Annotated in this window: 12 protein-coding genes; 11 read left to right on the top strand and 1 reads right to left on the bottom strand. The window is 41.3% G+C overall.

Annotated features, from left to right (window positions below; all coding sequences use genetic code 11):
• The first annotated feature begins 111 nt into the window (after positions 1 to 111).
• The 9 genes from RQP50_RS26425 to RQP50_RS26385 all read left to right on the top strand — a co-directional run bounded on the left by RQP50_RS26425 (position 112) and on the right by RQP50_RS26385 (position 6,648).
• Positions 112 to 813, top strand: coding sequence for a glycosyltransferase family 2 protein (locus RQP50_RS26425; protein WP_315747211.1), 702 nt, complete (start codon positions 112 to 114; stop codon positions 811 to 813).
• Positions 814 to 822: 9 nt separating this feature from the next.
• Positions 823 to 1,200 (top strand): DUF2304 domain-containing protein, encoded by a 378-nt coding sequence (locus tag RQP50_RS26420; protein ID WP_315747210.1) that lies wholly within the window; start codon positions 823 to 825, stop codon positions 1,198 to 1,200.
• Positions 1,197 to 1,538: an EamA family transporter gene (locus tag RQP50_RS26415; RefSeq protein WP_028533437.1), complete on the top strand. Its 342-nt coding sequence runs from the start codon at positions 1,197 to 1,199 to the stop codon at positions 1,536 to 1,538. The genes RQP50_RS26420 and RQP50_RS26415 overlap by 4 nt, the downstream gene beginning before the upstream one ends.
• Before the next feature lie 83 nt (positions 1,539 to 1,621).
• Positions 1,622 to 2,365, top strand: coding sequence for a sugar phosphate nucleotidyltransferase (locus tag RQP50_RS26410; RefSeq protein ID WP_315747209.1), 744 nt, complete (start codon positions 1,622 to 1,624; stop codon positions 2,363 to 2,365).
• A 13-nt stretch (positions 2,366 to 2,378) separates the two neighbouring features.
• The gene (gene rfbC / locus RQP50_RS26405; RefSeq protein WP_315747208.1) at positions 2,379 to 2,927 is read left to right on the top strand and encodes a dTDP-4-dehydrorhamnose 3,5-epimerase; all 549 of its coding nucleotides are present in this window, start codon (positions 2,379 to 2,381) and stop codon (positions 2,925 to 2,927) included.
• A gap of 11 nt (positions 2,928 to 2,938) precedes the next feature.
• Positions 2,939 to 3,955 carry a dTDP-glucose 4,6-dehydratase gene (rfbB, locus tag RQP50_RS26400; protein ID WP_315747207.1) on the top strand — a complete coding sequence of 339 codons (1,017 nt, stop codon included), beginning with the start codon at positions 2,939 to 2,941 and terminating at the stop codon, positions 3,953 to 3,955.
• Positions 3,956 to 3,958: 3 nt separating this feature from the next.
• Complete coding sequence (gene rfbD, locus RQP50_RS26395; protein WP_315747206.1) at positions 3,959 to 4,798, top strand: dTDP-4-dehydrorhamnose reductase; 840 nt, start codon at positions 3,959 to 3,961, stop codon at positions 4,796 to 4,798.
• An 18-nt stretch (positions 4,799 to 4,816) separates the two neighbouring features.
• Positions 4,817 to 5,761, top strand: coding sequence for a glycosyltransferase family 2 protein (locus RQP50_RS26390; RefSeq protein WP_315747205.1), 945 nt, complete (start codon positions 4,817 to 4,819; stop codon positions 5,759 to 5,761).
• On the top strand, positions 5,761 to 6,648 hold the full coding sequence (locus RQP50_RS26385; protein ID WP_315747286.1) for a glycosyltransferase family 2 protein: 888 nt from the start codon (positions 5,761 to 5,763) through the stop codon (positions 6,646 to 6,648). The genes RQP50_RS26390 and RQP50_RS26385 overlap by 1 nt, the downstream gene beginning before the upstream one ends.
• Before the next feature lie 80 nt (positions 6,649 to 6,728).
• On the opposite strand, the gene RQP50_RS26380 is transcribed toward RQP50_RS26385, so the two are convergent.
• On the bottom strand, positions 6,729 to 8,231 hold the full coding sequence (locus RQP50_RS26380) for a sugar transferase (protein ID WP_021257064.1): 1,503 nt from the start codon (positions 8,229 to 8,231) through the stop codon (positions 6,729 to 6,731).
• 379 nt (positions 8,232 to 8,610) lie between these two features.
• On the opposite strand from RQP50_RS26380, the gene RQP50_RS26375 reads away from it, so the two are divergent.
• Positions 8,611 to 9,324 carry a heptaprenylglyceryl phosphate synthase gene (locus RQP50_RS26375; protein ID WP_315747204.1) on the top strand — a complete coding sequence of 238 codons (714 nt, stop codon included), beginning with the start codon at positions 8,611 to 8,613 and terminating at the stop codon, positions 9,322 to 9,324.
• 147 nt (positions 9,325 to 9,471) lie between these two features.
• Positions 9,472 to 11,913, top strand: a complete 2,442-nt coding sequence (gene pcrA, locus RQP50_RS26370; protein WP_315747203.1) for a DNA helicase PcrA — start codon at positions 9,472 to 9,474, stop codon at positions 11,911 to 11,913.
• Positions 11,914 to 11,953 lie beyond the last annotated feature (40 nt).

Below are 11,953 nucleotides of genomic sequence, written 5' to 3'. Positions count from 1 at the left end.
GGATTCTAAAATATTTACAAAAATAAGTTATGGAAAACCTCACTTTCATATATATGAATATACAGAAAAAACGCAAGGGTAACATTTCCTTATGATGGAGGTTTTAGTAGAATGAGAATTCTTTTAATAATTCCAGCCTATAACGAAGGGAAAAATATAGAAAAATTAATAAGCAAAATTAATTCTGAATGTGATAGTGCAGTAGATATATTAATTGTAAATGATTGCTCAACAGATGATACTCAATCTATTTGTAACGATATAAATGCCTTGACTATCAACTTACCCTGTAATTTGGGGATTGGTGGAGCCGTACAGACCGGGTATAAATATGCTAGGCTACATGATTATGACATAGCAATTCAAGTTGATGGAGACGGTCAACACAGACCGGAATATATTATGGATTTAGTTCGGTACATTACAGAGGAAAAAGCAGATATGGTTATTGGTTCACGATTCATTAATAAAGAAGGGTTCCAATCAACGTTCATGAGAAGAGTTGGTATTGCTTATTTTACATACTTGTTAAAGTTTTTATCGAAACGAGTAATAACGGATCCTACTTCTGGTTTTAGAGCATGCAACAAAAAGGTTATTAATGAATTTTCAAAAAGATACCCAGTAGATTATCCAGAACCTGAATCAATCATGTACCTATTGAGAAATGGTTATCGTATAAAGGAAGTCCCAGTTATTATGCAAGAAAGAAAGGAAGGAAAGTCTTCTATTACTACATTCAAATCTCTTTATTATATGCTTAAGGTGTCCTTAGCCATCTTAATAGATAGATTTAGAAAACAAATTGTTTAGAGGTTATGTATGATATCATTAAAATTACAAGTTATTTTAATAGTTGGAGCAATAGTTTGTGCCTTATTTCTATTCAATTTAATCAAGAAATATAGATTAGAATTAAAATATACAATGTTGTGGTTAATATTGATGCTTATCATACTTATGATATCTATTTTCCCTAATCTTATTGGATTTCTTGCTCACGCGATGGGGATAGAATTGCCTGTAAATGCTTTATTTTTACTAGTTTCCTTTTGTTCCTATGCGATCTTATTTTCCATGACAATAAATGCATCTAAGTCTTCCACAAAAGTAAAAGAACTCTCACAAGAATTGGGATTGCTAAAATTAGAAGTTATTCGGTTGACGGAAGAATTGCATAAAAAGGAGAAAAATAAATGAATGCATTGCTTCTGCTGATGAATATTATAATGCTCGTAGCAGGTCAAGTCTTATTTAAAATGGGTTTAGATAGAATGGGTGGAGTTACACTAGCTACATCTTGGAAAGCAATGTTTACTCCACATATTCTTGCAGGTTTATTGTTGTATGCTTTAGCAACTTTGGTATGGTTTGCTGTTCTCTCAAGAATGTCATTAAGCACTGCATATCCAATTCAAAGTCTAGCGTATGTATTTGGTATGGTAGTTGCTTTAATTGTATTTAATGAACCGGTTTCCTTAACAAAATGGATAGGAGCGGGTATCATTGTAATTGGAGTTATTTTGATTTCAAAATAATTCTATCTTAGCAGTTGAGAATGATGCAGGGGTATTAGAGCTATGTTTTCTTTGTTTGTAAAAAAAGTAAGGATGGGTGGACTATGAAAGGGATTATTCTTGCAGGAGGTACAGGTTCACGCCTTTACCCTTTAACGAAAGTAACTAACAAGCATTTATTACCCGTTGGGAAATATCCCATGATATTTCATGCGGTAAACAAATTAAAAAAGGCAAATATAGAGGATATTCTTATTGTCACGGGTAAGGAACACATGGGAGAAGTTGTTAATCTCCTGGGAAGCGGATCCGATATGGGAGTATGCTTCACCTACAAAGTTCAAGATGAGGCTGGTGGGATTGCACAGGCTCTTGATTTAGCGGAACAATTTGTAGGCGATGATCAAATGGTTGTCATCCTTGGAGACAATGTGTTCGAAGATGATATTTCAAATTATGTAAACAACTTTCTTGATCAAAGATGCGGTGCAAAGATACTCCTTCAAGAGGTTCATGATCCAAAGCGGTATGGTGTAGCAGAATTGAAAGGCGATCATATTGTTTCGATTGAGGAAAAACCAGAACAACCAAAAAGCAACTATGCGGTGACAGGGATTTATATGTTCGACCATACGGTGTTTGATATTGTTAAGACGCTTAAGCCATCTGGCCGTGGAGAGCTTGAAATAACAGACGTTAATAATGCTTACATAAAGCGAAACGAACTTACTTTTGATATTCTCCAAGGCTGGTGGACCGATGCGGGCACTCATGCATCACTAGCAAAAGCGAATGAGCTCGCTAAAGATATTACGTTCGGAGAAGAATTCGGGAAATTAAAGTTGTAAGGAGTGCAGTAATGTGAAGGTAATAGAACTATCTCTCTCAGGCGCATATGTAATTGAACCGGTGATCCATGGAGATCACCGGGGCTTTTTTATGGAAAGCTATAATGAACAGAAGTTGCAGGAACAAGGTATTTCATTTAATTTTATTCAAGACAATCAGTCACTATCTGCTGAAGCAGGCGTGATTAGAGGATTGCACTATCAGCTTAATCCTAAGGCGCAAACAAAATTAGTTAGGGTAATATCTGGGGCAATATATGATGTCATCGTTGATATTCGCAAGAATTCACCAACCTTCGGTCAATGGGTTGGAGTCATTCTTAGCGAACACAATCACCGACAGCTTTTGGTACCTAAGGGATTTGCACATGGTTTTTGTACATTAGTGCCTAATACTCAAGTATTATATAAAGTGGATGAGTGCTATTCACCTGAGCATGATCGTGGGATTCTGTGGAACGATCCAGCCTTAGGTATTGATTGGCCGACATCCAAGCCAATATTGTCTGATAAAGATAAATTACATCCTACCTTTCAAGAAGCGGAAATAAATTTTGAATAGGAGTTATCCCTATGAAATTACTAATAACAGGTGGCGCCGGATTTATCGGCAGCAACTTTGTCATTTATATGCTGAATAAGTACCCTGAATATAAAATTGTTAATGTAGATGCTCTGACATATGCAGGTAATTTAGAAAATCTGTCAGACGTTCAGCATAACCCGAATTATCGCTTTGAGAAGGCGGATATTGCTGACGCACAAGCAATGGGACAATTATTCAGTGAAGGTATAGATGTTGTCGTAAATTTCGCGGCTGAATCCCACGTGGATCGCAGTATTCTTGAGCCTGAAATCTTTGTGAAGACGAATGTGCTTGGAACGCAAGTACTGCTCGATGCTGCTAAGAAAAACGGAGTTACCAAGTTCGTGCAAGTATCCACAGATGAAGTTTATGGAACTCTCGGGGAGACTGGATTGTTTAGCGAAACGACACCACTGACACCAAATAGTCCTTATTCTGCGAGTAAGGCAGGAGGGGATTTGCTCGTCCGGGCGTATCATGAAACGTTTGGTCTTCCTGTCAATATTACTCGTTGCTCGAATAACTATGGACCGTATCAGTTTCCTGAAAAGTTAATTCCATTAATGATTGCCAATGCTTTAAATGACAAGCAGCTCCCGATTTACGGGGATGGGCTAAATGTTCGTGATTGGTTGTATGTTGAGGATCATTGCAGTGCTATTGATTTGGTTATTCACAAAGGTCGCAATGGCGAAGTATATAATGTAGGCGGTAATAATGAGCGTACTAACATTCATATTGTTAGAACGATATTGGAGCAGCTTGGAAAACCGGAATCATTAATTAAGTATGTTGAAGATAGACTAGGACATGATCGTCGTTATGGTATAGACGCAACTAAGATTACGACGGAGTTGGGCTGGAAGCCAAAGCATACGTTTGAAACAGGGATTAAAGAGACGATAAACTGGTATTTGAACAATCGGTCATGGTGGGAAAGAATACAGTCTGGTGCGTATCAAGCCTATTATGACCAACAATATGGGACACGGCTGGGGGAGTAAAGAGTGAAGATACTCGTAACAGGCGCTAATGGGCAATTAGGGGCGGACGTAGTCCGCCTTTTTTCTGAAAAAGGTCACGATGTAATTGGATTAGACAGAGTCAAGCTAGATATTACAGACGATAAAATGTGCAATCGTGTAATTAATGAGCTTCAACCGGAAGCGATCATTCACTGTGCAGCCTATACAGCAGTAGATAATGCGGAAACGGATCAAGATAATGCATATTTAGTAAACGCTATTGGAACAAGAAATATAGCCGTTGCTGCAGAAAGAGTAAATGCAAAAATGTGCTATATAAGCACGGATTATGTATTTGATGGAAACAATTCAAGTCCATATCATGAGTATGATAATACCAATCCGCTAACTGTATATGGCAAGTCAAAACGAGCAGGAGAACACTTGATCCAATCGTTATGTTCTCGTTGGTTCATTGTGAGAACATCATGGGTGTACGGAGTTTCAGGCAACAACTTCGTCAAAACGATGTTGAAGATAGGCCAGGAGCGAGACTCGTTGCAAGTAGTTGATGATCAGTGGGGATCACCGACATATACGTGTGATCTGGCATTGTTTTTGGAGCAACTTGTAATGACTGATAAGTATGGCATCTATCACGCTTCCAACTCGGGAACTTGCACATGGTATGAATTCGCGAAAGCTATATTTGAAGAGGCCGGGATGCCTGTAATGGTTGAGCCTTGCACAACGGAACAATTTCCGCGCCCAGCGCCGCGTCCCCGTTATTCTGTTATGGAACCGATGGCTATACGGGTGAATGGCTTTGTACCGATTCGTCATTGGCGAGTGGCATTGCAAGATTTTTTGAACCAAATGTAGAGTGGGAAGTGAATGAGGGTGGGGAGAAAAGACAATAAAGTACAGATTCTTGTTTCGACCTATAATGGAGAGAAATATTTGATGGAGCAGCTTGATAGTCTGCTGAATCAGACTCATTCTCATTTCTTCATAACGATAAGAGATGACGGCTCATCTGATAAAACAAAAGCTGTTATTCAAGATTATGTTTGTAAATTTCCTAATCAGGTGGAAGCTTTCTACAAGCAAAATATAGGCGTTGTAGCGAGTTTTTTTGAACTCTTTTCGAGCTACGTCCATGAGGATACGGAATATGTCTGCTTCTGTGATCAAGATGATGTATGGATGGAAGATAGGTTGGAGCGAGGAGTACGTTCTCTGTGTGAATATTCTGGAGACCGACCCATCATGTACGTAACGCCGACTCTAATGGTAAATGAAATGCTGCAGCCGCTTAATAGTTGGCCCCCTGTTCCACAACGCGGGGCGTCTTTTTATAATGCTTTAATTGAAAACATTGCTGTTGGTGCTACGATAATGATAAATCGTTCAGCGGCCAAATTGATAACAAGTAACTTACCAAGTCCTAATAAAATCGTTATGCATGATTGGTGGATATACCTGACTATTTCTGCTTTCGGGGAAATCATTTATGATCATGAACCTAGTATTTATTATCGACAGCACCAAGGCAATGTTGTTGGTGGTCAGAATGGCATTATAGAGGGAATAAGGAAGAAGTGGGATAATTATCTCAAGCATTGCCGTGACAAAATTTACTGGAATCAAGCCAAAGAATTTGAACGATGCTGGGGAGAGCAGTTGTCTCAAGAATATAGACAAGAACTGATGAAATTTTTATCTCCTAATCGAGGATTTCTCGATCGAATCAGATATTCATTAACTACTAGACTGTACCGTCAGTCCATGCTGGACAACCTGATGATACGTCTTATGATGATTAAGGGAGACATTTTAAAATGATAGACTTATCCATTATCATCGTGAACTATAACACTAAACAGTTAACACTGAACTGTCTAAAATCAGTATATGAATCTATAACAGCTTATAGTTACGAAGTCATTCTTATAGATAATGCATCGCGGGATGACTCTGTGTCCATCATCCGAGAACAATATCCGCAATTAAGTCTGATTCCCAACACTGATAACCTAGGCTTCGCGAAGGCGAACAATCAGGGCATGCGCATTGCTGAGGGGCGATATGTTCTACTCTTGAACTCGGATACCGTTATCGAGCCGGGCACACTCGATATCATGATTCGATTCATGGATGACAATCCGAATGTTGGGGCATCCGGATGTAAGGTGCTGCTGCCTGATGGTTCACTAGATAAAGCGTGTCGACGGGGCTTTCCAACTCCTTTGGCTACATTATTTTACGTGTCCAAGTTATCGAAATTGTTCCCCAAACATTCGAAAATCAACGCTTACCATCGCGAGGATCTAGATCCAAATGAATCGTATCCGATCGATTGTTTGGTAGGGGCTTTTATGATGGTACGGCGAGAGGCAATTGAACAGGTTGGGCTATTGGATGAGAATTTCTTTATGTATTTTGAGGATACGGACTGGTGCTATCGTTTACAGGAAGCAGGTTGGACGAATTACTATTATCCGAAGACTACAATATTGCATTATAAACGCGCCAGTAGCCGAAATAAGCCGATGTGGATTACGTATGAATTTCATAGGGCAATGACATTGTTTTATAATAAACACTATCGTTCGAAATATCCGATATGGGTTACTGGATTGATGTATGTAGGGATCGGTGCTAAGTTTGCCATTTCCATTACGTTAAATGCTGTATCAAAGCTAATTAAAAAGCTAATCCCGTCCTCATAAAAAATGCACCCTCTTCATGGTTTACTTATAGAAGAGAGTGCATTTTTTATTTTTCTTAAACCGTGAGTACCATATGTACATTAATAAGCGCCTTCACCTTTTAGGACTACAGGGATTGTTTTGATCAAGATCTTTAACTCAAGTGAAATGCTCCACTTTTCAATGTAGTATAAGTCTAACTTAACCCACTCATCAAAATTAATGTCACTGCGACCGCTAACCTGCCACAATCCTGTAATTCCAGGGCGGATATCTAATCGTCTCCATTGGAAATCGCTATATTGCTCCACTTCATTTGGCAATGGTGGACGAGGCCCGATAAGACTCATTTCACCTTTTAGCACATTAAATAACTGTGGCAGCTCATCGATTGAAAATTTCCGAATAAACCGTCCAACCCTAGTGATACGAGGATCGTTTTTCATTTTAAATGCTGGGCCATCTGCTTCGTTATACTTTTCAAGCTGCTCTTTTAGCTCTTCTGCATTATTAACCATAGAACGGAACTTGTGCATGTGGAACGGAGCGCCATTTTTTCCGATTCGTTTTTGATGTATGAATACAGGCCCTTTAGAGTCGAATTTGATAAATAGAGCGACGATCAACAGGATCGGAGAAATCATAATAATGCCAAGTAAGGATAATATGATGTCAGCCGCTCGTTTTAAAAACAAATTCAGTCCTCTAAGAGGGGTTTTCACAATTTCAATGCAAGGATAATCGTAAGCTTGATCAAATGAGATACTGGAGGTCACCAATTCGAATAGCTCAGGAATAATCTTGATTTGAACGTCATACTTCCGAATGGAGGTTATAAGTTCATTTATGATGTTCTTTTCTGATGGAATGGTAATATAGATTTCCTGTACTTTATGACGAGCGATGAGCTGCTCGATGTTCTGAATAGTGCCTAATACTTGATCGCTATTTTTATAATCATCTAAAAATCCAACAAAATGGCAGCTTGTGTTTGCCATAACATGATTTCGAATCTGTATTCCGACTTTGCCTGCGCCGATTATTAATACGTTTTTATTGTATCTTCTCGAACGATGTAAAAGAACTTGAGCATAATTCCTCATAATTCGAGATAAGAGGAAAATGAACACCATAAGAATCGCAAGCATTAGGATGAGCACACGGGAGTACACGATACTTGTTTTTAAAAAGAATGCAATTCCTAATGCAATTAGAAATGAAGTTGAAACAGCTTTTATTGCTGAGATCGTATCATCAATCATTCGGATATCGCGATTTCTTTTAAACATCCCTTGTTGATACAGCATTGCCGTATAAATCGTAAAAATGATGCCAATCAATAACGCGTAGTCAGCAAGTACTGGTATTTTAGCAATGCTGGTGTGAAGCTCGCTCCAAGTAAACGAATCGTAATCAGATACAACTTTATAATAGAACAGTGTAAGAAAGCCGATTATATACAGAATGTATTCTATAGATATTAATCCTATATTAATGGATAGCTTGATTCGTTCTGTTTTTCGATTATAAGCTGCAATGTCCTCTGCAATGAGAAGATTCGTACTTTGGCTGAGCTTCTTGTTCAATTGAACAGGCAAACTCATAAATTGACACTCCTCGACATGTTATCTAACTGTAGTGATTATAACATATCAGCTAGAAGTATGTTCCTTGTAGGAACACAAATTTAAGCACTTTTTCTTTATATAAGGAAGCATGAAAAGCATACGTAACCCTATAGCAAACGAGGATTATGTAGCTGGAAAGTAAGGAACCTAAAAAGGACATGTTCACTTTCAACGCATTTTCCATTACAATAAGAACATACATTCTATTCACTCTTGTTTTTCAGCCTCATATATGGCACCCATTTCCCTCCACCCCTAGGCTTATTTCTGGTACACTACAATATAGAACATTATTATGAAGGTCGCTCATCGCATTACTTACATCCATGAGCGGCAGACCTGGAGGAAACGCAACGTGAAGACGCCTTTACAACCGATAGATGACTGGCGGCACGTATTCAAGCTTGACCCGGACAAAGAAATTGGCGATGTGGCGCTGGATCGTGTATGTTTATCTGGAACTGATGCCATAATGGTCGGGGGATCGAGCGGAGTCACTTTCGAGAACACGGTAGACCTTATGTCCCGCATACGGCGATATGAGCTGCCGGTTGTGCTTGAGGTATCCGAATTGGATGCGGTCGTGCCTGGTTTTGATGCTTATATGATACCAATGGTGCTGAACACGAATAACTCCAATTGGCTGATTGGTCAGCATCGTGAAGCGATTCAACAATATGGTTATATGATCCCGTGGGATTTGTTAATCCCAGAAGGGTATATTATTTTGAATCCAGATGCGACAGCAGCTAAGATTACAGGAGCAGATACGCAATTATCCCCAGCAGAAGCGGCTGCATATGCGCAGGCAGGAGACAAGCTGATGAGCCTTCCTGTCGTGTATGTGGAGTACAGCGGTATGTTTGGCGACATGGAGCTGGTCAAGAAGGTGAAACGCTCTTTGACGCAAGCCCAGTTGTTCTATGGAGGCGGAATCCGTACGGTAGAGCAAGCCCAAGAAGTGGCTGCCTCAGCTAATACAGTGGTTGTTGGCAATGTCGTCTATGACGACTTGGAAGCTGCCCTCGCGACTGTAGATGCAGTAAAGGAAACTAAGCTAACGTTATAGCTTTTCTAATGATCATTTAAAAAGACACTCTTAGGTATAAATAGTCTGGTGTGTTTACATGGCTGCACTGCCAGGAGTTTTTCTTACCAAATTATCGACCTAAATAAATACATCTCACATAACTGCAGAAAGGAGACATCGCAAATTATGTTTGACTTTTTACGACCGGATTCCAATGCGAACTCTAATTCTAACTTTAACTCGAATTCGAACGTATACGGAAGCTATGGGGCTTCTATCGACATTCAAGACGCTATCAAGCGCTTGAACCCTGAACAACGACGCGCTGTTGAGACCACTGAAGGACCATTGCTCATTATGGCCGGAGCGGGCTCAGGCAAGACGCGCGTACTCACGCATCGCATTGCATATCTAATCGCTACGAGGAAGGCACCGCCATGGAGTATTCTAGCCATTACGTTTACGAACAAGGCTGCACGTGAGATGCAGGAGCGGGTATCCAAGCTGGTTGGCCCAGATGGAAGAGACATTTGGGTATCCACATTCCACTCCATGTGTGTGCGAATCCTACGCAAAGATATTGAACGTATCGGGTTTACCTCGAACTTCACGATTCTTGACTCAGGGGACCAGTTGTCCGTTATTCGCGGATGCATGAAGGAATTGAACTTAGATACGAAAAAATTCGATCCACGCGCAGTACAAGCTGCAATTAGTACAGCGAAGAACGAATTGCTGACGCCAAGCCGCTTCGAACAGAAGATTGGCGACCACTTTGATGGAATTGTAGCCAAGGTATATACGATGTATCAGAAACGTCTGAAGAGCAACAACTCGCTTGATTTCGATGATCTCATCATGTCGACGATTCAATTGTTCAAGGACGTCCCTGAAGTATTGGATTTCTATCAGAAAAAATTCAAATACATTCACGTCGACGAGTATCAAGATACGAACCGTGCGCAATATATGCTGTGCCGGATGCTGGCTGATCAGCATCAAAACATTTGCGTCGTCGGGGATAGCGATCAGTCGATCTATCGCTGGCGCGGCGCCGACATTACGAACATTCTGAACTTCGAGGGTGACTACCCGAAGGCTACGACGATTATGTTGGAGCAGAATTATCGCTCGACCTCCAATATTCTGAATGCCGCGAATGGAGTCATTAAGCTCAACACTGGCCGCAAGCCGAAGAAGCTGTGGACGGAATCGGGTGAAGGCGAGAAGATTAAGCTCTATCAAGCAGATACAGAGCATGATGAGGGTTACTTCGTTACTTCGGAGATTAAACAGAACCATATGGCGAACAAGCATTACGCCGACCATGCGATATTGTACCGGACGAATGCGCAATCCCGTGTCATCGAGGAGATTCTGATCAAGTCGGATATTCCATACCAGATCGTGGGCGGCGTTAAGTTCTATGATCGCAAAGAGATTAAGGACTTGCTTGCCTATCTGCGTCTCATATCGAATATGGATGATGATATCAGCTTAGAGCGCGTTGTGAATGTGCCAAAAAGAGGCATCGGAGCTACAACAATGAACAAGCTGGCTGAAGCAGCGGCTACTCGTGGTACATCGATGATGAAGGTTATCGCTGACATGGATGCCCTAGATATTTCGCCGAAAACCAAAGGCGCGCTGCGCGAATTTCGTGCGATTATCGACAATTTGAATCATATGGTAGAGTATTTGTCCGTAACGGAATTGACGGAGAAAATGCTCGAACTATCCGAGTACAAGCTGGAGCTGCAGCGCGAGAACACGCTGGAATCGAAGGCACGTCTCGAGAACATCGACGAGTTCTTGTCTGTTACTCAGGAATTCGAGCAACGCAATGAGGACAAGTCCTTGATTTCGTTCCTGACGGATCTTGCATTGATCGCAGATATTGATTCCATGAACGACGAGGAAGGCAACGAGCAGGAAGATGCCGTTATCCTGATGACGATGCACAGTGCAAAAGGCTTGGAATTCCCAGTTGTCTTCATTATAGGTATGGAGGAAGGGGTATTCCCTCACAGCCGTGCATTCAGCGACAATGAGGAGCTGGAAGAAGAACGTCGACTTGCTTACGTAGGGATTACTCGTGCTGAGAAGCAATTATTCCTTACCTGCGCACGCACGCGTACTTTGTTTGGGCGAACAAATGCCAATCCTCCTTCACGTTTCCTGCAGGAGATACCGGATGAAGTGAAGGAAGACGCGACGCCAGAGGGCACACGCTATGGAAGGATAGACCGTTACGGCCGCAATGCTGCTTCTGCTTCGTACGGAGGGCGTGGGTTAGGTTATTCAGGCGGTGGTGGAGCACAAGCACCAGGTACGAAAGGCATTGGAAGCAGCGCTCAAACAGGATGGCGTGCTTCAGGTGGAGCTGGAGCAGCCGCAAGTAGCGGATCAAGTGTGACCGTAACATCAGCAGCGGAAAAAGTGAAGCAGGCGGGAGCCCAACCCGGAGACTATCAGCCGGGGGACAAAGTATCCCATGCCAAGTGGGGCGTAGGCGTGATCGTGTCGGTTAAGGGTGAGGGCACGGATACTGAACTGCAAATTGCCTTCCCTGCACCAGTGGGTGTGAAGCGTTTATTGGCTGCTTTTGCCCCGATTAACAAAGTATAAGTAGATTACCACTACCCAATAGATGATTTGAAATGAGGAA

The organism is Paenibacillus suaedae, assembly GCF_032337355.1.
GTDB classification, from domain to species: domain Bacteria; phylum Bacillota; class Bacilli; order Paenibacillales; family Paenibacillaceae; genus Paenibacillus_B; species Paenibacillus_B suaedae.
The sequence above is the reverse complement of the archived record's forward strand: the minus strand, read 5'-3'. Positions and strand labels throughout refer to the sequence as shown.